The organism is Flavobacterium sp. SH_e (genome assembly GCF_025717045.1).
GTDB lineage: Bacteria > Bacteroidota > Bacteroidia > Flavobacteriales > Flavobacteriaceae > Flavobacterium.
Genome location: NZ_JAOVZN010000006.1, coordinates 1,371,710 through 1,395,569, shown reverse-complemented (window position 1 = coordinate 1,395,569; position 23,860 = coordinate 1,371,710). Strand labels below are relative to the sequence as shown.

Here is a 23,860-nt window from a genome sequence, read left to right as displayed (position 1 = left end):
AACAATCTTATCATTTCAATAAAAGCTTATCATTTTGATAGGCTTTTTTTATGCCTGATTTTTGGCACAAAACTACATTTCTTTTATTTCCAACACTTTACACCTTAACTTCATTTTTCGGAACATCTTTTGGCATAAGAAGGAAAACATTAAAAAATCCTTCTCATGAAAAATCAAGTTACCTCAATCTATAAACAAGCAGAAAGGTTTGCCGAGATTACTAAAAAATCAATTATCTGCGGCAATATCGTTCGGGCTAAAAAATGTTTAGCTCTTGCTGAACGGTTATTTAATAACGGAAGCATCGAAACTAAAAATGCCATTTCAAATGTATATGTTTTCTCTGTTTCTTCTTTTATGGAAATGCGTCATTGCAATATTTCACATCTTTTTCCTCAAACACTTAAAGCAGAATATATCAAGCAAGTAAATGCTTCGGGAGTATAAAGTTTAATCGGTTAACCGTTTAATTGTTTAATCGAAAAAAACTAAATCTACAATCTTAAATCTAAAATAATCATGGTCACAATCCTCCTTCTCGCTTTAGCAGTTTTACTGTTTGCGATTTGTTTTCTATCAGTTGAATTCTTTGAAAAAATCTAAATCATGACTGCACTATTTATTATTTCAATCGCCGTTTTCGTGTATTTGATTTACGTATTAATCAAACCTGAAAAATTTTAATGATGTGAGAAGTCAAATGTTATTTGTGAAATTTAAAAACTGATATTATTTCATTTTAGTCATTTCAAAACACATTTTACAAATCACCTCTCACCTTTTACTAAAAAATAAAAATTATGAATACAGAATTATTAGGTGTCATTGGTATTTTTATCCTAACTATTATTTTAGCCATCCCAATAGGGAAATATATTGCTAAAGTTTTCTTGGGAAACAAAACACTTCTTGACCCGATTTTCAATCCAATTGAAAAATTTATTTTTAAAATCATCGGTATTAATCCAGCTGAAGAAATGAACTGGAAACAACACTTAAAAGCACTTTTAAGCATCAATATGCTTTGGTTCTTTCTCTGCTTCTTTGTTTTGCTTTTTCAGGGCTCTTTGCCTTTAAATCCAGATAATAATCCGTCAATGACTCCCGATTTGGCTTTTAATACCGCCATTTCGTTTTTAGTGAATTGCGATTTACAACATTATTCAGGCGAAAGCGGTGTTTCGTACTTATCACAAATGGTTTTAATGTTTCTGCAATTCGTTTCGGCCGGTGTCGGAATCGCTGCTGCTGTGATGGTTTTTACCGCTATGCGTGAAAGAACTACAGACAAACTAGGGAATTTTTACAATAATTTAATTAAAAGCTGTACTCGTATTTTACTTCCACTTTCTGTCATTGTAGCGGTTATTTTAACATTCAATGGAACTCCAATGACATTTGAAGGAAAAGATACTATTACCACATTACAAGGTGATCAAGTTGAAGTTTCTCGTGGACCAGCTGCAGCATTCGTGGCGATCAAACATATCGGTACAAATGGAGGCGGATTTTTTGGAGCTAACTCAGCGCATCCGTTAGAAAATCCCACTTATTTGACTAATGCCGTTGAACTTTGGGCACAAATGATTGTACCGTTTGCAATGATTTTTGCACTTGGGTTTTTCCTTAACAAAAGAAAATTGTCTTATATTATTTTTGGTGTAATGACTGTTGGATTTTTACTCTTGGTTATTCCGACAATCTCAAGCGAACTTAACGGAAATCCTGCTATAACCAAAATGGGAATCGCACAGACAACTGGAGCAATGGAAGGAAAAGAAGTTCGTTTTGGTCCAGCTATTTCAGGTTTCTGGAGTATTGCTACAACGGTAATTTCTACAGGGTCTGTAAACAGTATGCACGATAGTTCGATGCCTGTTTCTGGAGCGATGCAATTATTAGCCATGATGGTCAATGCCTTTTACGGCGGATGCGGTGTTGGTTACCTCAACTTTTACATCTTTATTATTCTGGCTGTATTTATTTCTGGTTTAATGGTCGGTCGAACTCCTGAATTCTTAGGAAAGAAAATCGAAGCTCGGGAAGTTAAGATTGCTGCTTTTATCGCTATTATTCATCCATTATTGATTTTAGCGGGGACTGCTTTAGCTTCTTATTTTGCTGCACATGACACTGCAATGGGTTATTGGTTCAGCGGAAATGCAACAGGCTGGCTAAACAATCCTGGCAATCATGGTTTCTCGGAAATGTTATATGAATATACTTCAAGCGCTGCTAACAACGGTTCTGGTTTTGAAGGTTTAGGAGATAATAATCCGTTTTGGAATATCACAACTGGAATTGTTTTATTGTTGAGCCGTTTCATTCCGATTATTGGGCCTCTTGCAATTGCAGGTTTATTAGCCAATAAAAAATACATTCCTGAAAGTGCAGGAACTCTTAAGACTGACACAACTATTTTCGGAATTATGACTTTTGCCGTAATCGCCATTATTGCTGCTTTATCATTCTTTCCTGCACTGGCACTTGGTCCTTTGGCGGAATACTTTACACTAAAATAAAATGCTGAATATTTTAAACACATAGAAACATAGAATTTTTCTTTTCTAAAAAAGATAAATAAAAAGAAACTAGTTTCTAGCACATAGTTGAATAACAAATTGTTCATTCTTATTTTAAATATAGCCCGTGGTTTCAACCACGGGAAACGGATTGCCGAGACACAGATTGTGATATGCGTTGTGTCCCAGTGGTTGAAACCACGGGCTATGTTCTACAATCTATGTGTTTTTTTTCGCATAACATCTAACAAATAACATTTAACTTTTTACAAGAAAATGACAACTAATAAATCTACATCATTATTTGAGAGCCAGCAGGTAAAAGAAGCCTTCGTGCAGTCTTTTGTGAAGCTGAATCCAAAATTGATGATTAAAAATCCGGTAATGTTTACCGTAGAAATCGGAACTGCCATTATGTTTGCAGTCTGCATTTCGATCTTAATGGGCGCAACCGATCAGGGAAGCTTAGCTTACAATATTGTTGTATTCCTTATTTTATTCGCTACTCTTTTGTTCGGAAATTTCGCCGAAGCTATTGCCGAAGCACGAGGAAAAGCGCAAGCAGACAGTTTAAGAAAAACAAGAGAAGAAACTCCTGCAAGACAGATTCTGCCAAATGGAGAAATAAAAAACGTAAGTTCTTCAACATTAAAAAAAGACGATATTTTCATTTGCGAAGCTGGCGATTTAATTGCTGCTGATGGAGAAATTATTGAAGGTCTAGCAACAATCGACGAAAGCGCCATTACAGGAGAAAGCGCTCCAGTAATTCGCGAAGCAGGCGGTGACAAATCTTCGGTTACAGGAGGAACAAAAGTACTGTCTGATAAAATAAAAGTACGAGTAACTTCTGAGCCTGGCGAAAGTTTCTTAGATAAAATGATTGCTTTGGTTGAAGGTGCAAGCCGTCAGAAAACACCAAACGAGATTGCTTTGACTATTTTATTGGCGGCTTTTACTTTAATCTTCATCATTGTCTGCGTTACCTTAAAACCTTTTGCAGATTATGCCAATGCTCCTATTACGATTGCTGCTTTCATTTCACTTTTTGTGTGTCTGATTCCAACTACAATTGGAGGCTTACTTTCAGCTATTGGTATCGCGGGAATGGATAGAGCTTTGCGTGCCAACGTCATTACAAAATCAGGAAAAGCGGTTGAAACTGCCGGAGATATTGATGTTTTGCTTTTGGATAAAACAGGAACAATTACAATCGGAAATAGAAAAGCAACTAATTTCTATCCAACAAAAGGGATTTCTTTTGATGATTTTGTGAAATCGGCTGTATTGAGTTCTCTTGCCGATGACACTCCTGAAGGAAAAAGTATTTTGGAATTAAGTGAAATGATCGATGTAAAAAGTGAATCAAAAGCAAGTGCTTTGAAAAATACTTCTGAAATTTCACATACCATCAAATTTACTGCAGAAACCAGAACTTCCGGTGTAATTTTAAATGACGGTACAAATATCAGAAAAGGTGCTCAGGACGCTGCCAGAAAAATTGCTGAACAAGCTGGGAATACTTTTCCTAAAGATACCGCTGATCAAGTAGTGGCAATTTCATCTAACGGAGGAACACCTTTAGTGGTTATCAAAAACAATGAAATCCAAGGTGTTATCGAACTTCAGGATATCATCAAAACCGGAATGAAAGAACGTTTCGAGCGTTTGCGCAGAATGGGAATCAAAACGGTTATGGTTACGGGAGATAATCCACTGACAGCCAAATTTATTGCCGAAAAAGCGGGTGTGGATGATTTTATTGCTGAAGCTAAACCGGAAGATAAAATGAATTACATCCGAAAAGAACAAGCCGAAGGCCGTCTGGTAGCCATGATGGGTGACGGAACGAACGACGCTCCTGCCCTTGCGCAAGCGAATGTAGGTGTTGCCATGAACAGCGGAACTCAAGCTGCAAAAGAAGCTGGAAACATGGTCGATTTGGATAATGATCCAACGAAACTAATAGAGATCGTAGAAATTGGAAAACAGCTTTTAATGACTCGCGGAACTTTGACTACATTCTCAATTGCCAATGATGTTGCTAAATATTTTGCTATTGTTCCTGCCTTGTTTATTACAGCAATTCCAGCGTTGCAAGGTTTGAATATTATGCATTTGCATAGTCCTGAAAGTGCGATTTTATCGGCTGTTATTTTTAATGCGATTATCATTCCGATCTTGATTCCACTTGCGCTGAAAGGCGTTGATTATCGACCAATTGGAGCGAGTGCTATTCTTAAAAGAAATCTTTTGATTTATGGTTTGGGAGGAATCATTGTTCCTTTTATTGGAATTAAAATTATTGATTTAATTGTTGCAATCTTCATGTAAAAAAAGTTGCTAAGGTACTGAGATATTAAGTTTTTTTTACTTAGCCCCTCAGAGCCTTAGTCCCTTAGAACCTCTAAAAACAAAAAAATGAAAAATATATTCTCACTTATAAAACTTACAGTAGCATTACTATTGTTATTAATCGTTATCTACCCTTTAGCTATTTACGGGATAGGTCAGCTAGCTCCGAATCAAGGAAAAGGAGAAACTATCACCGTTAACGGCAAAGTTGTCGGATATCAAAAAATCGGGCAAAAGTTCGATAAATCAAATTATTTCTGGGGAAGACCTTCCGCTGTAGATTACAACGCTGCGGGAAGTGCCGGAAGCAACAAAGGTCCAAGCAATGCTGATTATCTGGCTTTAGTTCAAAAAAGAATTGATACGCTTTTATTGGTTCATCCTTATTTGAAAAAATCTGATGTTCCGTCTGATATGGTTACAGCTTCTGGAAGCGGTTTAGATCCTAATATTTCTCCACAAGGCGCTTTGATTCAGGTGAAACGAATCGCGAAAGAAAGAAAACTGGATGAAGCTAAAGTAAAAGCTTTGGTGGAATCTAAAATTAATTCGGCTGTTGTTGGGCCTGAAACTGTGAATGTTTTGGAGTTGAATGTAGCTTTGGATCAGCTTCGCTGAATCTCTAAGATGCTAAGGTTCTGAGATACTGAGATTCTAAGTTTTTTCTCCTAACAGGTTTTGGAAACCTGTTAGGTATTATAAACAGAGTAACCACACAGTTTGTCATCCTGAGGAACGAAGGATCACACTCGACACTCCGTCTGCATAATCGCCAATCTTTGTCGAGCTTCTAGTGTGACCCTTCGTTCCTCAGGATGACAAACAGAGCGTGAACTGAAACTTAAAATTAAATACCTACAAGGTTTTGAAAACCTTGCAGGTCACAAAAACGCCTTTTTTACCCCAAATGCCCTAGCCCCGATAGTAGTGGAAATCCTTTTACTTTTTTCTTTAAAAAGTAAAAGATTGAAACGGATAGCGGGATTAGCTACTAAAAAATCTACTAAATAAATAATTGAATACCACAAAAATGAAAAAATTAATACTTACCGCTTTAATCGCTTTTGGTTATAGCAATTTACACGCACAGTCAGCATCTAAAAGTCCGTTTACGTTTTCAGGATATGTAGACGTTTATTATAGTTATGATTTTGGGAAACTAGAAAATCATACAAAACCGAGTTTTTTTTATAATTATAATCGAAGTAATGAAGTGAACCTGAATTTGGGTTTAGCGAAAGTGAATTATTCGAAAGAAAATCTTCGAGCGAATTTAGCCTTAATGGCGGGAACTTACGCACAATATAATATGTCGGCTGAACAGGATTTACTGCAGAATGTCTATGAAGCAAATGTTGGCGTAAAGATTTCGCAAAAACATGATTTATGGATTGATGCGGGAATTATGCCTTCGCATATTGGTTTTGAAAGTGCGATTGGAAAAGATTGCGCCAATTTAACCCGAAGTATTTTAGCGGAGAACTCGCCTTATTATGAAGCGGGAATAAAAATTGGTTATACTTCTGATTCTGGAAAATGGTATTTGGCCACAATGTATTTGAACGGCTGGCAGAGAATTCAGAAAATTGATGGGAATCAAACCCCTGCTTTTGGAACGCAAGTTACGTACAAGCCATCTGATCGGGTTGTTTTGAATTGGAGTACTTATGTTGGAAACGAACAGCCTGATATTGATAAAAAGTGGCGTTACTTCAATAATTTTTACGGGCAGTTTAAAGTAGCTGAAAAAGTGAATCTGACAACTGGTTTTGATATTGGTTCTCAGCAATCGTCTAAAAACAGTAGCAAATATGACACTTGGTTCTCTCCTGTTTTGATTCTGCAATACAAACCAACAGATAAAATTCAGCTTGCAGCACGTGGTGAATATTACAGCGACGAAAAAGGTGTAATCATCACAACAGAAACTCCAAACGGATTCAAAACTTACGGTTTTTCAGCTAACTTTGATTACTTAGTTACTGATAATGTAATGTTTAGAATTGAAGCCAGAAATCTATCAAGTAAAGATGAAATTTTTACAAAAAACAATCAGCCAACGGATACGAATACGTTTGTAACAACTTCGCTGGCAATTAGTTTCTAGAAAATATTTTTTGCCACAGATTACACAGATTAAAAGGATTTTTCTTTGTGCTAATTTATTCGCCACAAATTCACGAATTATTTCAAATAAAAATTCGTGAATTCGTGGCTAAAAAAAACTTTGTGACTTAGCGCCTTCGTGGCAAAACAAAAAAATGGAAAACGAAAACAACGCACAGCATTTTCTGGATTTGATTCAGAAATCACGAAAAGGGAAATTTAAAATCTACATTGGAATGAGTGCCGGTGTGGGCAAAACTTTTCGTATGCTTCAGGAAGCGCATTCGTTATTGAAAAACGGAATTGATGTAAAAATCGGCTACATCGAAACGCACATGCGAAAGGAAACGCATGAACTTTTGGCTGGTCTTCCGATAATTCCGAGACGGACGATTTTTTATAAGGGAAAAGAATTAGAAGAGCTCGATGTGCAGGCGATTATCAATTTACGCCCAGAAGTTGTTATTGTTGATGAATTGGCGCATACCAATGTTGAGGGAAGCAAAAACGAAAAACGCTGGCAGGATGTTTTAGAAATTTTGGAAGCGGGAATTAATGTGATTTCGGCGGTTAATATTCAGCATATCGAGAGTTTAAATGAAGATGTAAAACGGATTACGAATATTGATGTTCAGGAACGAATTCCTGATAATGTTCTTCGATTGGCAGATGAAGTCGTGAATATCGATTTGACGTCAGAAGATTTGATTGCGCGTTTGAAAGAAGGAAAAATTTATACGGCAGATAAAATTCAGACGGCTTTAGCGAACTTTTTTAAATCGGAACAAATTTTACAGCTTCGCGAATTGGCTTTGAAAGAAGTAGCGAGTCAGGTCGTTCGAAAAGTAGAAAGTGAAGTTCCGAATCTGCATGCTTTACGACACGAAAAATTGTTGGCCTGCATTAGCAGTAACGAAAAAACAGCCAAAATTATAATTAGAAAAGCGGCGCGATTGGCGAGTTATTACAATGGATCTTGGTATGTTTTGTATGTCGAAACGCCAAAAGAAAGCAGTAATCGAATTGCACTTGACAAACAAAGACATTTAATTAATAACTTTAAACTCGCTGTACAATTGGGCGCAGAAGTTATTAAATTGGAAAATTCAAATATTACGGATGCTATTTTGAAAACGGTAGAAGAAAAACAAATTACAACGGTATGCATCGGGAAACCGCATTTTAATTTGTTTAAAGTAATTTTGTCTACAACAATTTTCAGGCGTTTGCTGAACAAATTGTCTCTGTCAAATGTTGATCTTGTAATATTATCGTGAAATGTTTTATGTGAGATGTAAGAGGTTGCTATTCATTTCACATTTTACAAATAGCATTTTACATAAAAAATAAAATATGAGAATTAAAACCAAATTGAATCTGGGTGTTGGATTGTTATTTTTAATGATCATTATACTTTCGCTGGTTAGCGGATATTCTGTTTTTTTGATCAAAGCAGATACAGAGAATATTCTGAAAGCAAATTATAATACGCTGGAATATTCCCGAAATATGATTTTGTCTTTGGATGAAATTAAAATGAATGACGACAATAAGATTCATGTTTTCAAGGAATATCTTGAAAAACAAACGCAAAATGTTACCGAACCAGGAGAAAAAGAAGCTACGGCGAATCTTGAAAAAAACTTCGCTCTTTTAGAAAAAAATGGTTCAAATGAGAGATTAAAAGCACAGATCAGACAGGATATTTTTGCTATTATGAAGCTGAATCTCGATGCCATAAAGCAGAAAAGCGACATTGCCAAACATACTGCCGAAAATGCCAATTTATGGATCGCCATTGTGGGAACTTTATGCTTTTTAATTGCTTTTAATTTGCTGGTTAATCTGCCGAATAATATTGCAAATCCTATAAAAGAATTGACGCTGAGTATCAAGGAAATTGCAAATAAAAATTATTCTGAAAGAGTTCATTTTACGAGTCACAGCGAGTTTGGCGATTTGGCAAAATCGTTTAACACGATGGCGCAGAAACTGCAGGAATATAACGACAGCAATTTGTACAAACTCTTTTTTGAAAAGAAACGTCTCGAAACGCTTATCAATAATATGAATGATCCGATTATTGGTTTGGATAATGAAGGAATTGTTTTGTTTGTGAATGATGAAGCACTGAAAATTATTGGTTTAAAATCGGAAGATATTATTGGAAAGCCGGCATCTGAATTAGCTGTTTCTAATGATTTGATGCGTTCTTTGATTTTGAAAGAAAGTGAAACTCCGAAAAAACAGCCTCTCAAAATTTTTGCTCACGGAAAAGAAAGTTATTTCGAAAAAGAGATTCACAATATTACGATAACACCAACTGGCGAAGAAAAAGAAATTAATATTGGTGATGTGATTATTTTGCGAAATATTACGCTTTTTAAAGAATTGGATTTTGCTAAAACCAATTTTATTGCCACCGTTTCGCACGAATTAAAAACTCCGATTGCGTCTATAAAATTAAGTCTCCAATTGCTTGAAAATGCCAAAACAGGCGATATGAACGACGATCAGAAACAATTGGTTGAAAGCATAAAAGATGACAGTCAGCGACTGTTGAAAATTACAGGCGAATTGCTGAATTTATCACAATTGGAAACTGGAAATATTCAGCTGAATATTGGCAAAAGCAATCCGCACGAAATTGTAAAATATGCTGTAGAAGCTGTAAAAGTTCAAGCCGATCAAAAACAGATTCAGTTGGTTGTTGATGCCGATGAAAATCTCAAAAACGTAAAAGCCGATGCCGAAAAAACAGGCTGGGTTTTGATTAATTATTTATCGAATGCAATTCGCTATTCTTCGGAAAAAAGTACAATTCTCATTAAACTAAAAGAAGAAAATAATCAGATGGTTTTTCAGGTTATCGACACTGGAAAAGGAATTGACACAAGATATAAAGACAGGGTTTTTGATAAATATTTTCAAGTTCCAGGAAGTCAGAAATCGGGAACAGGACTAGGTTTGGCTATTAGTAAAGAATTTATTGAAGCTCAAAATGGAAGTGTTGGAGTTGAAAGTAATTTGGGATTGGGAAGTACGTTTTGGTTTTCGTTAAAAGTATAAATGATTTAACTGTATTTTGAAAATAAATCTTTAATTTTGAGTATTAAAAAGAATTTGATATGGACATGACAGCGCAAATAAAAGAAAATTTAATCTCAAGAATTAGAGATTCTAAAGACATGAACTTTTTAAAAGCACTTCAAACTATTTTTGATTCTTCTGAACAATCTTTATACGAATTAAATCTTGAACAGCAATCTTCTATTGAAACAAGCAGAAGTCAAATAAAAAATGGCGAGTTTCATAAAAATGAAGATGTAATTTCAGAAATGAGAGAATGGCTAAAAAAGAAATAATCTGGTCTGATCTTGCTAAACTTGAATTTTCTAATGTTCTTGAGTTTTATGTTTTCAAGAATGGAAATTCTGCTTACAGCTTAAAAATTCTTGAAGAGGTTGAAGATTTATTAGAAACTCTTTCTAATAATGAGTTTATAGGAAGACTTACTTTCAATAAAATCACTCGTGTTATTCCAATGAAAATCTACTTAATTTTTTATGAGATTAATAACAATCAAATAGAAATATTATCTTTTTGGGACAATCGTCAAAATCCTGAAAAAAGGAAAATAAAATAAGACTTCTATTTAGCCAATCTTAATACAATTACCCTATTTAAAACCAATAAATTAAAGTTCGCTTAAGGTTCAATTAAGAGAAAAATACCAGCTTGAAACATTCGTTACTATTGTAAATATAACTGCAAAAACAATGTTCCGCAAAACGATTTTCCTTGTATTTCTATTCGAATTATTTTCTGTGAATGCACAGCAAAATGATTCGATTGCAAAAATTGACAGTACATCCAATCATTTAAAATTCAATTACAAACAATTAATAATTCCATCTGTTTTAATTGGTTATGGTGTTATTGGTCTAGAAAGTGATCAGCTTCTGAGTTTCAACTCTCAAATTAAAAAAGAAGTAACTGAAGATATTGACGAAAAAATCACAATTGACGATTTCTCTCAATATGTACCTGCCGCATCTGTTTATGCGTTGAATGCTTTTGGCGTAAAAGGCAAAAATAATATGCGTGATCGTTCGGTCATATTGGTGACTTCGTATGCGATTATGGCGACAACAGTTTTGGGATTAAAATCGATTTCACATGTAGAAAGACCTGACGGAAGTTCGAATAACTCGTTCCCTTCTGGACATACTGCAACGGCATTTATGGGCGCCGAATTTTTATATCAAGAATATAAAGACAAATCCATTTGGTACGGAATTGCAGGTTATGCCGTAGCTACAGGAACGGGATTATTTAGAATTTATAACAATCGCCATTGGCTGACAGATGTTGCTGCTGGAGCGGGAATCGGGATTTTAAGTACCAAAATTGCGTATTGGATTAATCCGTATATCACAAAAAAATTATTTAAGTCAGATTCTGAAAACAAATCGACTTCTATGATTATGCCTTTTTATAATGGACAGCAATATGGGTTGAGTTTTGCGAAGGTCTTTTAGATTTTTTTTGCCACGAAGGCACTAAGACACAAATTTTTTTTAGTTTTTTTGAATAGCTTTGTGTCTTGGCGCCTTTGCGGCAAAACTTTTTTTATGTATTCGAAGTATTATTCTTAATCTCTCGAACTTCACGTTTCAATTCTAAAAGCAAATCTTTCATCGCTCCAGTTTCCGTTGTTTCTTGTTTTTTATCCGAACGTCCGATGTTACATTCGTATTCCCAAATTTCCAAAATTTCAGAAGCTTTCACTTCATAATTTGGATAAAAACTGTTATCAGATTCTAAAACCAAACTATTCTTTTTATTTTTATTGAGACGTTTATACACTATTCCTTCATTCTTAGTAATCAAAATATAGGTTTTGCCATCCATAACCTCTCCCAACTTTTCCACATAACGGCCAATAATAATGGAACCATCTTCGTGTGGAGGCATTGAATCGCCTTCAACGGGAAATCCGCGGTGTTTTCCAGGACCTAAAAATGGAAGTGTAATCTGCTGTAAACTTTCAATATATTCTGGATCGGCATATCCGTTTAGATAACCTGCTTTTGCTTTTTGAGATACAATTTCGATATAATTTTCTCCAAAACTATCCACCTGAATTGGTAAAATGAGTCGATTGCCTTCTAGTTGTATCAAATTTTGCACATCAATTTTACGGATATCGACAGATAATATCAAGTCAATACTCATATGAAAATATAATGCAATCTTCTTTAGGATATCATACGGTGCTTCTGAAGTTCCGTCTTCGTATTTCACGTATCTTCCTCTGGTAATGCTAAGGTTTTCAGCTAATTTCTCCTGTGATATTTTATGCTTAACCCTTAACGCTCTGATGTTGTCTGAAAATAAGGACATAATTAATTTGTTATAATTTGGAACAGCAAATATACTAAAAATTGTTACCACCTGTACTAATTTTGTTTCATACAAAAACAAAAGGAAAAATGGCACGGGCAATTGTACATATGGATCTGGATACCTTTTTTGTATCCTGCGAAAGACGCACTAACTCTGAACTTAACGGAATTCCGCTTATTGTAGGAGGAGGAGACCGTGGTGTTGTAGCTTCTTGTTCTTATGAAGCTCGCAAATTTGGAGTCCGTTCTGCTATGCCGATTCGTATGGCTTTGAAACTTTGCCCAGATGCAAAAGTCATGAAAGGAGACATGGAATTGTATTCGCAATTATCTCATGATGTTACTGAAATTCTTCAAGAAAAAGCACCCGTTTTAGAAAAAGCGAGTATCGATGAATTTTATATGGACATTACCGGAATGGATAAATTTCACGGAAGTTATAAATGGACAAATGAATTGGCGCAGAAAGTCATTAAAGAAACCGGACTGCCAATTAGTTTTTCTTTATCTATTAATAAAACTGTTTCTAAAATTGCGACTGGAGAAGGCAAACCGACGGGAAATCTTGAAATCCCAGAACAAGGCGTACAGGATTTTTTAAATCCGCTTTCGATTCAGAAAATACCAATGGTTGGTCCTGTTACTTTTCAGCTTTTATCCAGAATCGGTGTTCGTAAAATTCAAACTTTAGCCGAAATGCCTGCTGAAGTTTTACAGCAAATGATTGGCAAAAATGGCTTGGAACTTTGGAAAAAAGCACACGGAATTGACCACACACCTGTTGAACCTTATACCGAAAGAAAATCAATTTCTACAGAAACGACTTTTTCACAAGACACGATTGATCTTGCAAAACTTAGAAGAATATTATTAGGAATGGTCGAAAAACTGGCTTTTCAACTTCGTGCCGAACAATGGCTAACCTCAACGGTGACAGTAAAGATACGTTATGCCAATTTTGATACCGAAACAAAACAATGCCGAGTAGCTTATACTTCAGCCGATCATGTTTTAACCAAAAATGTAATAGAGCTTTTTGAAAAAGTCTATCAGCGTCGTATGCGTCTGCGCCTAATTGGCGTTCGCTTTAGCGGATTAGTTAGAGGAACTTATCAAATTGATCTTTTTGAAGATACTCAGGAAATGCTTTCTCTATATGAGGCAATGGATAAAATGAAAAAACGCTATGGCTTTGATGCCGTAATGCGTTGCGCAGGAGCTCATTTTAAGCCAAATACTAAAGACGAAATTTTAAAACGTATCAAATAATCATGTATCTGAATTGTCATTCTTATCATTCTCTGCGCTACGGCACAATTCCACTTAAAGAATTGATTGACGAAGCTGTTTCGTGCGGTATAAATGCAATGGCATTAACAGATATTAATACCGTTACCGGAATTTACGATTTTATAAAAGCGTGTCACGAAAAAGAAATTAAACCTTTGGTTGGAATGGAATTTCGATTCCATCATGAATTCCGATATATTGGTTTGGCGAAAAATGCAGAAGGCTTAGCAGAAATGAATATTTTTTTAACTGATCATAATTTCAGTGGAGAAACACTGCCATTGCGTGCTCCAAAATTCAAATCGGTTTTTGTGATTTATACTTTAGAAAATGCTCCCGAAACACTTCATGAAAATGAATTTATCGGAGTTCGTCCTGAAGAAGTTTCTGGTCTTCTGACTTCAAAACATAAAACTAAAATCTCCAAAATGGTGATTTTACAGCCTGTAACTTTTAGAACCAAAACAGAATACAACCTGCATAAAATTCTTCGTGCTATTGATACAAATATTATTTTATCTAAACTCACAGAATCTGATTATTGCAAAATTTCTGATGTCATGCAGCCTCTAGAATCTCTTTTGCCTTTTTATGAAAAATATCCTGAAATTATAATCAACACACAGAAAATCATTGATGCTTGTAATTTTGAATATGATTTTAAAAGTCCTAAAAACAAAAAATTTTATACCGAAAGCCGTCAGGAAGATTTAGAAAAACTAACCGAATTAGCTTGGGAAGGATTTGAAAAAAGATACGGAAACGCAAATCTGGAGGCACAAAAACGTGTAGAAAAAGAATTAAAAGTTATTGATGAATTAGAATTCAGCGGTTATTTTTTAATTACTTGGGATATTATTCAGTACAGCAACAGTCAAGGATTTATGCACATTGGACGTGGCAGTGGTGCCAACAGTATAATTGCATACTGCCTCGGAATTACCGATATCTGCCCGATCGAATTAGACTTATATTTTGAACGTTTTTTAAATCTAAACCGTAAAACTCCGCCAGATTTTGACATCGATTGGAGCTGGCAAGAACGCAATATAATTTTAGAATATATCTTCGAGAAATACGGCAAAAATCATGTTGCTTTTTGCGGGACGAATGTAGAATTCAAATATCGATCTATTTTCAGAGAAGTCGGTAAAGTTTTTGGACTTCCAAAAGAAGAACTCGATATGTTGGCTAAAAATCCAATGGCTTTACATGAAACCAATAAGATTGTAAAAATGGTTCAGCAATATGGAATGTTGCTTGAAAAATATCCAAATCAACGCAGTATGCATGCGTGTGGAATTCTAATTTCTGAAGAACCAATTACCAATTACACGCCTTTGGAAATGCCTCCAAAAGGTTTTCCAATCGTATTATTTGATATGCACATTGCAGAAGAAATTGGTTTTGAAAAATTCGATATTCTGAGTCAGCGCGGTATCGGGCATATTGATGACAGTGTAAAACTGATTGAAAAAAATCGAGGTATAAAAGTTAATATTCGTGATACTTCCCTTTCTAAAGACGAAGCAGTTTGCAATTCTTATCTAGCAAAAGGACATACAATTGGCTGTTTTTATATTGAAAGTCCTGCGATGCGTGGCCTATTGCGTCGATTGAATTGCGACAATTATAAAATTCTTGTTGCTGCATCGTCTATTATTCGTCCTGGCGTTGCACAATCGGGAATGATGAAAGAGTATATTTTTCGTCATAATAACCCAACCCAGTTTGAATATTTTCATGAAGTTTTCAGAGAACATCTTGGTGAAACTTATGGAATTATGGTATATCAGGAAGATGTAATTAAAATTGCCCAACATTACGGCGGACTTCCTGCTCCTGACGGAGATATTCTGCGTCGCGCCATGTCTGGAAAAGGAAGATCCCTAGAAGCTTTACAAAAAGTAAAAGATAATTTCTTCGCGAGTTGTGCTCAAAAAGGTCATCCGTTAGAATTAAGTCAGGAAATTTATCGCCAAATTGAATCTTTTGCAGGCTATTCCTTCTGTAAAGCCCATTCAGCTTCCTATGCTGTTGAAAGTTATCAGAGTTTGTATTTGAAAGTAAATTACCCTGTTGAGTTTATGACTGCAGTAATTAACAATCAGGGCGGATTTTACAGAACCGAAGTTTATGTACACGAAGCTCGTATGTCTGGTGGAACGATTCATAATCCTTGTGTGAATAAAAGTGAATATCAGACCACTTTATACGGAACTGATATTTATCTCGGCTTTATGCACATTCAGAGTCTGGAATCGAAAACGGCACATTTAATTGAAGAAAACCGAAATAAAAATGGCAACTATATTTCGTTAGAAGACTTCATCAATCGTATTCCAATAGGTATTGAAAATATTAAAACTCTAATTTTTATCGGTGCTTTTCGTTTTACAGGAAAAACTAAAAATCAGCTTTTGGTAATTGCAAGTTTGCTCTTGAACAATTTTAAACCTGAAAACAGCAACTTAAAACTTTTGCAGGAACCAGTTAAAGAATATAAACTGCCTGTTTTGGAACGTTCTGTTTTTGAAGATGCCTTTGACGAAATAGAATTGCTGAGTTTTCCTATTTCTTGTACTGTTTTTGATATTTTACAGACCAAATATCGCGGTGATGTTATGGCGAAAAATTTAGTAAAACATCATAAAAAACAAGTAAAAATGCTAGCGTATTTAATCTCCAGAAAACACGTTCCAACAAAAAGAGGGGCTATGTATTTTGGGACTTGGATAGATCATGAAGGAACTTATTTTGATACGGCACATTTCCCAGATAGTCTCGAAAAATACCCTTTTCAGGGTGGAGGATGTTATTTATTGTTAGGAAATGTAGAAGTCGATTATCATTTTCCAACTATCACAATTATTAAGATGGCAAAAATGCCGTTCATTCCAGATCCGCGTTATATGGATTCGAAAGATCAATACAGAACACAAAATCAAATTAAAGAAGATATAAGCCTTACTCATAGAAAACCTTATCCGCAAGGTCATGAGATTAATCTACCCAGACACCGAATGAAATTTTAGTCATTAGTCACAGTCTTCATTATTCAAGTAAATATCGAACAATGGAACTGAAACTGAGAACTGAGAACTGAAAAAATAACCACAGAAGAACTTACGTTATATAAAGATGAAAAATACGGAATATGCTATAGTCGATATTGAAACCACAGGCGGAAATGCCAGTGGCAGCCGCATTACAGAAATTGCGATCATTATTCATGATGGTAAAAATGTGTTGGATCGTTATGAAACACTTGTAAATCCTGAGCAGGACATTCCTCCTTCTATTTTTGGATTAACAGGAATTAATAACGAAATGGTGGCCAATGCTCCAATTTTTGATGATATTTCAGAGAAAGTATTAGAAATGCTGACAGATAGAATTTTCGTCGCGCATAATGTCAACTTTGATTATTCATTCGTCCATCATCAACTAGAGCAAGCTGGTTTTAAATGGTCTGCAAAAAAACTTTGTACGGTTCGCGCAGCTAGAAAAATTAAACCTGGATTAGGTTCTTACAGTTTAGGAAATCTTTGCAATTCTTTAAATATTTCGCTAGAAAACAGGCACCGCGCTGGTGGAGATGCTGATGCTACTGCTCTGCTTTTTTCACTTTTGCTGGAATGGGACGATGCTGGAGAAATCGATAAAATGATCAAGAAAACAGCGCAAGATCAACGTTTGCCTCCAAATTTACCACAAGAAGATTTTAATAACTTGCCTGACAAACCAGGAGTCTATTATTTTTATAATCAGGCAAAAAAGGTGATTTATGTTGGAAAAGCCATCAACCTGAAAAAAAGGGTTACTTCTCATTTTACAGGAAATAATATCAATCCGCAAAGACAGCATTTTCTGAGAGATATTCACGGAATTTCTTTCGAAATATGTGCAACCGAACTCATGGCACTTCTTTTAGAATGTACCGAAATCAAAAAACTTTGGCCTACTTATAACAGAGCTTTAAAACGTTTTGAAGCCAAATATGGCATTTATCAATATGAAGCTCGAAACGGCTATAAATATTTGGCAGTTGGTAAATTGAGTAAATTTCAGACTTGCATTCATGAATTTAATAGTCAATACGATGGCATTAATTTATTACGAAGTCTAGCCGAACATTTTGAAATCGATCATCGTTTTTGCAAATATACAAGACCAGAAGAAGGCGATTTTTTCCAAAATAATGACACAAAAGCTTTGCCAGACGTTTCATTTCATAACGAACAAGTTGACAATGCTATTGAATTTTTATTGAATAACAGACCAAGTTTTGCCATTATAGACAAAGGACGTTCTACAGATGAAAGAAGCTGTATTTGGATCGAAAATGGTCATTTTCATGGAATGGGCTACATTCCGAGAGATGTTGCCATCAACGATTCTGATGAAGTCAAAAATTATGTTACGCCTTATAAAAGCAATCAATATATTGAGCAGTTAATTTTTGCTTACGCAGAAAAACATCCGAGAAAAATATTCTTTAACAAACAACTTTTCATTTCCTAAACCAATAAAAAATAGAGCTGTAAAACTAAAATCTGAATTATGACACTATTTAGCGACACCGAATTATTCACCACAGGTTTGGGAGGAAAAAAAATATTTGACATTCCAGATTCTGAATTGATCTTAATTGATAATTTTTTCACCAAAGAAGAATCTGATGTTTTTTATGAAAGAATACTTCGTAAAACGAAATGGAGAGAGTATGAAATGGAAATTTACGATAAAACCTATACCGTTCCTCGAATGATTTCTTGGTATGAAGATAAAGATAATCCCGGCGCAGATCCAAACGGACCAGATTGGACTTATGAATTGTTAAAAATTAGAGGCCGTGTAGAAAAAGAAACACAGCTTGATTTTAATACTGTTTTACTCAATTTATACCGAGACGGAAATGATGGCGTAGGCTGGCATAGTGACAAAGAACATAATACAGGACCAAATCCTATTATAGCTTCAGTCACTTTTGGCGAAACGAGAATGTTTAAACTTCGTCATAAATTCAGAAAAGAAATCCCGCCAATTGAGATTCCGCTGCATCATGGATCCTTTTTATTGATGGCTGGAACTACTAATAGTTTTTGGCAACATCAAGTTCCAAAAACAGCTCGCGATGTTTTACCAAGGATCAATCTTACCTTTAGGAGAACCAATCGAAATCTTTGATTTTTATAGAATTAATTCGCCTAAAAAAGATTTTTACAATCTAAAAACAGTAAGATATTACTTCTTTAAAAAGTTAAAACATGCACTGTATGAACGTTTTATTAGGCAAAACCTATCTTTTTTACTATTTTTGCAACCTTTTTTTAAATACACACCACGATGGCCTATTCGAACAATGATTTATCGCGTTTCTTAGATGCGCAAAACAAACTTTATCTTACTGCTCTTTCTGAAATCGGAAAAGGGAAGAAAGAAACACACTGGATGTGGTTCATTTTTCCGCAAATTATCGGTTTAGGAAAAAGTGATACAGCAAATCTTTATGCCATTAATGATTTAAAAGAAGCTTCTGAGTATTTGGAACACCCAATCTTAGGAAAACATTTAATTGAAATCTCAGAATTGCTTTTAACTTTTAAAATGAAATCGGCTGATGGTATTTTTGGAGATTTAGATGCTCGAAAATTACGCTCTTGCATGACTTTGTTTTCTTTGGTAGAAAATGCAAATCCGATATTTCAGGAAGTTTTGGAAGCTTTCTTCTCAGGAGAAACAGATCCATTAACACTGTCTATTATTAATTCAACTATAAAATCACCCGCTGAAGCTGCTGTTTTATAGCAAATTCATTGTGATTGTTTACATCAAAAGACACTGCTTCATTGTAGTGTCTTTTTTTATTAATGAATCTCTAAATCAAATCATTCATTTTAAAAGAATTAGCCTTAACTTGCATATTCAACCTCAAAGCTAAACCAAATCATGAATGAAAAAATCAAAACATTACAAATTATTCATCTTGCCATTTGCGCAGGAACCATTATCGCATATTATATTGTAGGCGATATCACGTCAGAGACGCTTCATATTCCTACTATTGACTCGTCTTCGATTGTATATCTTGCTATTCCAGTTTTAGCCTTTGTTTTAAGCAGTGTATTATTTAAAATGCAATTAAAGCAAATTGATCCAAAATTAAAACTCGAAAATAAATTGCCTATTTATCAAGCAGCTTCAATTATGCGATGGGCAGTTCTTGAAGGCGCAGCTTTCATAATTCTTTTCGTAAAACCTGATTTCATACTATTTGGAATATTACTTATTATATATTTGATTTTCCTTAGACCTACCGAAGAAAGAATTAATAATGATTTGTCGGGTCTTTAAAATTATAAAAGACTGGAATTTTTCAATAAAAAAAGCGTCTTAAATTATAAGACGCTTTTTATTTTTAGCTTTTAAACTTGAAACAAAACTTACTCTCCTTTCGGTTTTGTTAAGTAATAAACTGGAATTCCCGCAACCATAATTAACACTCCCCATCCACAAGTTGAGAATTTTGTTATGAATAATGATATACAAATTGCTGCTGCAATAACAATATACAGCATTGGCAAAAATGGATATCCAAATGCTTTATAAGGTCTTTCTACATCTGGCATTTTTCTTCTTAAAATAAAGATTCCGTAGATTGTTAGAATGTAAAAAATCAAAACTATGATGATTACGAAATCTAATAAATCGCCATATTTCCCAGTCAAACACAAAGCCGAAGCCCAAATACATTGTGCCCAAAGCGCCCAAGCAGGCACACTTGAACTATTTAAAACAGCTGCTTTTTTGAAGAACAAACCATCTTTTGCCATTGTATAATAAACTCTTGCTCCCGCCATGATTAATCCGTTGTTGCAGGCAAAAGTCGAAATCATAATCATAATTGCGATAATCAGCGCTCCAATATTTCCAAAAATATAATCTGAAGCCACAACCGCAACTCTATCAAATTTTGCTGTAGCGATTTCGTCAAACGGAATTACAGCCAAATACATAATATTTGTCAAAACATAAATAATCGTCACAATAAAAGTTCCTAGAAACAAACTGAAACCAACATTACGTTTTGGATTTTTAATTTCTCCTGCAATAAAAGTCACTCCATTCCAAGCATCACTCGAAAATAAAGAACCTACCATTGCAGCAGATATTCCAGAAATCAAAGCTGTTCCGCCAATTGGCAGCCACGAACCGCTATCTTTATCAAATGTACGTGTAGTCCATCCGTCTGCCCAGTTTGCATCCCAAACAGAAGCTTTCGCAGCTAGCGTTAATCCGAAAACAATTAATCCTAATAAGGATAAAATTTTAATGATTGTTAAAACGGTTTGCAGAATTTTACCGTTTTTCACCCCTCTACTATTAATAAAAGTCAGTACAATAATTGTAAAAATCGAAACGAGTTGCGCCGCATTAAGTTTAAAAGCACCTAATTCAAACAGAATATTTTCGTCGCTTAAAGGTTCGTACAAATAAGCTGCGAACTTAGAAAAAGCCACTCCCACAGCCGCAATTGTACCCGTTTGAATAACTGCGAAAAAACTCCAGCCGTACAAAAAGGCAATCAATTTGTTATAGGCTTCTTTCAAATAAACATATTGTCCGCCCGCTTTTGGGAACATGGCACTCAATTCGCCATAACTTACTGCCGCAATAATCGTAATTAATCCAGACAAAAGCCAGATCAAAGTAAGCCATCCTGCTGAACCAACTTGTCTGGCGATATCGGCACTTACAATAAATATCCCAGATCCTATCATAGACCCAACCACAAGCATGGTTCCGTCTAAGAGTCCTAGTTCTCTTTTAAAATTTTCTTGGTCGTTTTCTTGCATTTTTATTGGTTTAGGTTGGTTAAAGATATACTTTTTTTGGAAATGCGAATCTTCAAATTCTAAATTCCGATAATTCTTTAATAAAATTTAGTAGAACAAAACCTGATCACTTTTTAGAAGGTTATTTGCTTCTATCTCTTACGTATACAATGGCAACAAGACAAAAAAGTTTTTCTATATTTAACCATTAAAACCAACTAATATGAACCAGAAAATAATTTTCAGATTATTAATTTTTATTACCATTTCCTTCATCATTTATCTATTACAAAACAGTTTCAAACAGCATAAAATTCAGAAAGCTAATAAAGATATTGAAGAATTTTATACTCAATTAGACGGACGTTATATTGGTGATTATATGCAAATTCAAAGAGATTTACAGCAATTATTTTTAAATCATGAATTAACCGAGAGTCAAAAGAAAAGGCTCTTATTTACTCAAGATAGTTTGAGAATAGAATTTGGAAAATCAATTCAAAAGAAATAAAAATTGAAAAATATAGAGGTATTAATCAACAAAATTGCTCAAGACAAAATAGACTTTCATCTTGGAATACCTCTTTTGTTGGTAAACGATTATAGTTTTAAAGAACTTTTTACAACTTTACACAATTACATTATTAATTCTATCCCAAACAAAACAGACTATAATACCGAAGCTTATCAAAGAGCTATAAATACAATTCCATTAAAACAGACTTATACACCAATTGTCATTCTAAAAAATTTTTCTACAAAAATTGCTTTTAATAAACTGGCTTCACTTCCAGAAAGCGAAAACGACAAAACAGTAATCTGTTTACTTTGGATTTTTAAAATCGTAGATACTGAAAGAAGGAATACAGAGTGTAAAAATGGTTGCGGACACTTTTGGCACAACCTTGATTAAAAATAAAATTTTATAAAATACTTAAAAACTGCAACTCTTTGAACTTGTAGTTTTTTTTTATACAAAATTAGCGTTTTACGTTTTCCCGTAAACTTATACAATTTCTACTATTTATATTTGATCAACTAATCAAGAAAAAACCAAAGATAAACAACCAATTTATGGAAATCCCTAACCAAGATTCTTTAGAAATTTCAAATCAGATTTACAATTATGCCGCAGACTTAATGTTAAACGAGCAGAAATCAGCTTCCGAAGCAAAAAACGTATTGATCGCACTAGGATTAAGCTCTGAAAATGCAACACTTGTTGTTGAAAATATAGAAGATCAAATACAAGAAGCACATAATTCAAAGGCTAGAAAAGATATGATTTATGGTGCATTATGGTTTGCTGGCGGAACTATTTTAACTCTTTTAAATATTGGATTCATTTTTTGGGGAGCAATATTATTTGGAGGCATCCAATTTTTTAGAGGTCTGATAAATTTAAATTCTTAACTTTAAGATTAGAATTAAAAACAATATTATGACTTGGGATCCTAAAAAATATAATGAATTTAAAACAGAACGTTCTAAACCTTTTGATGATCTTACAAGTCATATTATTGATAAGCAAAATCTAAAAGTTATCGATTTAGGCTGCGGAACAGGCGAATTAACTAAAAAATTATTCGATAAACTTACCAATCCAATTGTTCTTGGTATTGATAATTCAGCAGAAATGCTGGCTAAAACAACAAGCCATGAAAATCTTGAATTTAGAGAAAAATCTATTTTAGAACAAGTTAAAGATGAGACAAAATGGGATTTAATTTTCTCCAATGCTGCATTGCAATGGATTGATAATCATTATGAGCTTTTTCCGAAAATTATTTCCCGTATTAATCCTGGAGGACAACTTGCTGTTCAAATGCCTCAACAGAATGAAAATATTCTCAACAAAATGCTTTTTCAATTAGTTCAAGAAGAGCCTTTTGCTTCTTATCTTAAAAATTGGACGCGCCCTTCTCCTGTACTGACTTTGGATGAATATGCTAAAATTCTTTTCGAAAATGGCGGTAAAGATTTAGTTCTTTATGAGAAAGTATACCCTTTAATTTCGACGAAAAAAGATGATTTTTTTGATTTTATTTCTGGCTCAGCTTTAACGGTTTATCAAGAGCGTTTAAAAGAAAAAGAATTTGAAGAATTAGCAACTGAATTCAAAAAGAGAATAGACACTTATTTTCCTACTGTTCCATCAATCTATGCCTTTAGAAGATTGCTTATTTATGCTAAATTTTAATTTTAAAAAACGCTTTTATTCTACAACTTTCTTTTAAGAAACAAATTCTAAAAATATTTAAATACTTAAACAAAAGGATTATTTTTTCATTTTGTTTAAACGAATATATTTTAGACTTTTTACTACTAAAAATTGAATAAA

The 23,860-nt window shown here is 34.2% G+C and carries 23 protein-coding genes; 21 read left to right on the top strand and 2 right to left on the bottom strand.

Translation table 11 applies throughout. The features are described 5' to 3' along the window. Positions 1 to 165 precede the first annotated feature (165 nt). The 11 genes from OD917_RS16955 to OD917_RS16905 all read left to right on the top strand — a co-directional run bounded on the left by OD917_RS16955 (position 166) and on the right by OD917_RS16905 (position 11,524). Positions 166 to 447, top strand: a complete 282-nt coding sequence (locus tag OD917_RS16955; protein WP_263524564.1) for a hypothetical protein — start codon at positions 166 to 168, stop codon at positions 445 to 447. A gap of 159 nt (positions 448 to 606) precedes the next feature. Then, on the top strand, positions 607 to 684 hold the full coding sequence (kdpF, locus tag OD917_RS16950) for a K(+)-transporting ATPase subunit F (protein ID WP_073099479.1): 78 nt from the start codon (positions 607 to 609) through the stop codon (positions 682 to 684). 116 nt (positions 685 to 800) lie between these two features. Further along, positions 801 to 2,522 (top strand): potassium-transporting ATPase subunit KdpA, encoded by a 1,722-nt coding sequence (gene kdpA, locus OD917_RS16945; protein ID WP_263524563.1) that lies wholly within the window; start codon positions 801 to 803, stop codon positions 2,520 to 2,522. A gap of 276 nt (positions 2,523 to 2,798) precedes the next feature. Then, positions 2,799 to 4,856, top strand: coding sequence for a potassium-transporting ATPase subunit KdpB (gene kdpB, locus OD917_RS16940; protein WP_263524562.1), 2,058 nt, complete (start codon positions 2,799 to 2,801; stop codon positions 4,854 to 4,856). Between the two features lie 87 nt (positions 4,857 to 4,943). Next, a complete protein-coding gene (locus OD917_RS16935) occupies positions 4,944 to 5,495 on the top strand; it encodes a K(+)-transporting ATPase subunit C (protein ID WP_263524561.1) in 552 nt (183 codons plus the stop codon). Positions 5,496 to 5,907: 412 nt separating this feature from the next. Further along, on the top strand, positions 5,908 to 6,984 hold the full coding sequence (locus OD917_RS16930; RefSeq protein WP_263524560.1) for a porin: 1,077 nt from the start codon (positions 5,908 to 5,910) through the stop codon (positions 6,982 to 6,984). Between the two features lie 154 nt (positions 6,985 to 7,138). After that, on the top strand, positions 7,139 to 8,260 hold the full coding sequence (locus tag OD917_RS16925; protein ID WP_263524559.1) for a sensor protein KdpD: 1,122 nt from the start codon (positions 7,139 to 7,141) through the stop codon (positions 8,258 to 8,260). A 76-nt stretch (positions 8,261 to 8,336) separates the two neighbouring features. Beyond that, on the top strand, positions 8,337 to 10,052 hold the full coding sequence (locus tag OD917_RS16920; protein ID WP_263524558.1) for a sensor histidine kinase: 1,716 nt from the start codon (positions 8,337 to 8,339) through the stop codon (positions 10,050 to 10,052). A 59-nt stretch (positions 10,053 to 10,111) separates the two neighbouring features. After that, positions 10,112 to 10,348: a hypothetical protein gene (locus OD917_RS16915; protein WP_263524557.1), complete on the top strand. Its 237-nt coding sequence runs from the start codon at positions 10,112 to 10,114 to the stop codon at positions 10,346 to 10,348. Then, the gene (locus OD917_RS16910) at positions 10,330 to 10,629 is read left to right on the top strand and encodes a type II toxin-antitoxin system RelE/ParE family toxin (RefSeq protein ID WP_263524556.1); all 300 of its coding nucleotides are present in this window, start codon (positions 10,330 to 10,332) and stop codon (positions 10,627 to 10,629) included. Before OD917_RS16915 ends, OD917_RS16910 begins: the two co-directional genes overlap by 19 nt. Before the next feature lie 133 nt (positions 10,630 to 10,762). Further along, entirely contained in the window at positions 10,763 to 11,524 is a 762-nt protein-coding gene (locus OD917_RS16905; RefSeq protein ID WP_263524555.1) for a phosphatase PAP2 family protein, read from the top strand. A gap of 91 nt (positions 11,525 to 11,615) precedes the next feature. Here the strand turns inward: OD917_RS16905 and OD917_RS16900 are convergent, their stop codons facing one another. Then, positions 11,616 to 12,389 (bottom strand): XRE family transcriptional regulator, encoded by a 774-nt coding sequence (locus OD917_RS16900; RefSeq protein ID WP_263524554.1) that lies wholly within the window; start codon positions 12,387 to 12,389, stop codon positions 11,616 to 11,618. An 89-nt stretch (positions 12,390 to 12,478) separates the two neighbouring features. On the opposite strand from OD917_RS16900, the gene dinB reads away from it, so the two are divergent. The 6 genes from dinB to OD917_RS16870 all read left to right on the top strand — a co-directional run bounded on the left by dinB (position 12,479) and on the right by OD917_RS16870 (position 20,038). Next, complete coding sequence (gene dinB, locus OD917_RS16895; RefSeq protein WP_263524553.1) at positions 12,479 to 13,660, top strand: DNA polymerase IV; 1,182 nt, start codon at positions 12,479 to 12,481, stop codon at positions 13,658 to 13,660. A gap of 2 nt (positions 13,661 to 13,662) precedes the next feature. Beyond that, complete coding sequence (locus tag OD917_RS16890) at positions 13,663 to 16,716, top strand: DNA polymerase III subunit alpha (protein ID WP_263524552.1); 3,054 nt, start codon at positions 13,663 to 13,665, stop codon at positions 16,714 to 16,716. Between the two features lie 106 nt (positions 16,717 to 16,822). Then, positions 16,823 to 18,205, top strand: a complete 1,383-nt coding sequence (locus tag OD917_RS16885; protein WP_263524551.1) for an exonuclease domain-containing protein — start codon at positions 16,823 to 16,825, stop codon at positions 18,203 to 18,205. Between the two features lie 39 nt (positions 18,206 to 18,244). Continuing rightward, positions 18,245 to 18,871 carry an alpha-ketoglutarate-dependent dioxygenase AlkB family protein gene (locus OD917_RS16880; protein WP_248729651.1) on the top strand — a complete coding sequence of 209 codons (627 nt, stop codon included), beginning with the start codon at positions 18,245 to 18,247 and terminating at the stop codon, positions 18,869 to 18,871. A gap of 159 nt (positions 18,872 to 19,030) precedes the next feature. Continuing rightward, positions 19,031 to 19,492 carry a DUF1810 domain-containing protein gene (locus OD917_RS16875; protein WP_263524550.1) on the top strand — a complete coding sequence of 154 codons (462 nt, stop codon included), beginning with the start codon at positions 19,031 to 19,033 and terminating at the stop codon, positions 19,490 to 19,492. A 141-nt stretch (positions 19,493 to 19,633) separates the two neighbouring features. Then, the gene (locus tag OD917_RS16870; protein ID WP_263524549.1) at positions 19,634 to 20,038 is read left to right on the top strand and encodes an MFS transporter; all 405 of its coding nucleotides are present in this window, start codon (positions 19,634 to 19,636) and stop codon (positions 20,036 to 20,038) included. 89 nt (positions 20,039 to 20,127) lie between these two features. Here OD917_RS16870 and OD917_RS16865 read toward each other — a convergent pair whose 3' ends face one another. Beyond that, entirely contained in the window at positions 20,128 to 21,540 is a 1,413-nt protein-coding gene (locus tag OD917_RS16865) for an APC family permease (protein ID WP_263524548.1), read from the bottom strand. Between the two features lie 202 nt (positions 21,541 to 21,742). Here OD917_RS16865 and OD917_RS16860 point away from each other — a divergent pair, with 202 nt between their 5' ends. The 4 genes from OD917_RS16860 to OD917_RS16845 all read left to right on the top strand — a co-directional run bounded on the left by OD917_RS16860 (position 21,743) and on the right by OD917_RS16845 (position 23,719). Continuing rightward, on the top strand, positions 21,743 to 22,030 hold the full coding sequence (locus OD917_RS16860) for a hypothetical protein (RefSeq protein ID WP_263524547.1): 288 nt from the start codon (positions 21,743 to 21,745) through the stop codon (positions 22,028 to 22,030). A gap of 3 nt (positions 22,031 to 22,033) precedes the next feature. After that, complete coding sequence (locus OD917_RS16855; RefSeq protein ID WP_263524546.1) at positions 22,034 to 22,432, top strand: DUF5958 family protein; 399 nt, start codon at positions 22,034 to 22,036, stop codon at positions 22,430 to 22,432. Positions 22,433 to 22,593: 161 nt separating this feature from the next. Beyond that, on the top strand, positions 22,594 to 22,932 hold the full coding sequence (locus tag OD917_RS16850) for a hypothetical protein (protein WP_263524545.1): 339 nt from the start codon (positions 22,594 to 22,596) through the stop codon (positions 22,930 to 22,932). 28 nt (positions 22,933 to 22,960) lie between these two features. Beyond that, positions 22,961 to 23,719, top strand: coding sequence for a methyltransferase domain-containing protein (locus OD917_RS16845; RefSeq protein ID WP_263524544.1), 759 nt, complete (start codon positions 22,961 to 22,963; stop codon positions 23,717 to 23,719). The last annotated feature ends 141 nt before the right edge of the window (positions 23,720 to 23,860 follow it).

Bases quoted from the DNA above. Each gene is read 5' to 3' on its own strand.
- dinB (WP_263524553.1), top strand. From the start codon at position 12,479: ATGGCACGGGCAATTGTACATATGGATCTGGATACCTTTTTTGTATCC.
- OD917_RS16890 (WP_263524552.1), top strand. From the start codon at position 13,663: ATGTATCTGAATTGTCATTCTTATCATTCTCTGCGCTACGGCACAATT.
- kdpF (WP_073099479.1), top strand. From the start codon at position 607: ATGACTGCACTATTTATTATTTCAATCGCCGTTTTCGTGTATTTGATT.
- kdpB (WP_263524562.1), top strand. From the start codon at position 2,799: ATGACAACTAATAAATCTACATCATTATTTGAGAGCCAGCAGGTAAAA.
- OD917_RS16875 (WP_263524550.1), top strand. From the start codon at position 19,031: ATGGCCTATTCGAACAATGATTTATCGCGTTTCTTAGATGCGCAAAAC.
- OD917_RS16910 (WP_263524556.1), top strand. From the start codon at position 10,330: ATGGCTAAAAAAGAAATAATCTGGTCTGATCTTGCTAAACTTGAATTT.
- OD917_RS16925 (WP_263524559.1), top strand. From the start codon at position 7,139: ATGGAAAACGAAAACAACGCACAGCATTTTCTGGATTTGATTCAGAAA.
- OD917_RS16845 (WP_263524544.1), top strand. From the start codon at position 22,961: ATGACTTGGGATCCTAAAAAATATAATGAATTTAAAACAGAACGTTCT.
- OD917_RS16930 (WP_263524560.1), top strand. From the start codon at position 5,908: ATGAAAAAATTAATACTTACCGCTTTAATCGCTTTTGGTTATAGCAAT.
- OD917_RS16915 (WP_263524557.1), top strand. From the start codon at position 10,112: ATGGACATGACAGCGCAAATAAAAGAAAATTTAATCTCAAGAATTAGA.
- OD917_RS16850 (WP_263524545.1), top strand. From the start codon at position 22,594: ATGGAAATCCCTAACCAAGATTCTTTAGAAATTTCAAATCAGATTTAC.
- OD917_RS16885 (WP_263524551.1), top strand. From the start codon at position 16,823: ATGAAAAATACGGAATATGCTATAGTCGATATTGAAACCACAGGCGGA.
- OD917_RS16860 (WP_263524547.1), top strand. From the start codon at position 21,743: ATGAACCAGAAAATAATTTTCAGATTATTAATTTTTATTACCATTTCC.
- OD917_RS16905 (WP_263524555.1), top strand. From the start codon at position 10,763: ATGTTCCGCAAAACGATTTTCCTTGTATTTCTATTCGAATTATTTTCT.
- OD917_RS16920 (WP_263524558.1), top strand. From the start codon at position 8,337: ATGAGAATTAAAACCAAATTGAATCTGGGTGTTGGATTGTTATTTTTA.
- OD917_RS16935 (WP_263524561.1), top strand. From the start codon at position 4,944: ATGAAAAATATATTCTCACTTATAAAACTTACAGTAGCATTACTATTG.
- OD917_RS16900 (WP_263524554.1), bottom strand. From the start codon at position 12,389: ATGTCCTTATTTTCAGACAACATCAGAGCGTTAAGGGTTAAGCATAAA.
- OD917_RS16865 (WP_263524548.1), bottom strand. From the start codon at position 21,540: ATGCAAGAAAACGACCAAGAAAATTTTAAAAGAGAACTAGGACTCTTA.
- OD917_RS16870 (WP_263524549.1), top strand. From the start codon at position 19,634: ATGAATGAAAAAATCAAAACATTACAAATTATTCATCTTGCCATTTGC.
- OD917_RS16880 (WP_248729651.1), top strand. From the start codon at position 18,245: ATGACACTATTTAGCGACACCGAATTATTCACCACAGGTTTGGGAGGA.
- kdpA (WP_263524563.1), top strand. From the start codon at position 801: ATGAATACAGAATTATTAGGTGTCATTGGTATTTTTATCCTAACTATT.
- OD917_RS16955 (WP_263524564.1), top strand. From the start codon at position 166: ATGAAAAATCAAGTTACCTCAATCTATAAACAAGCAGAAAGGTTTGCC.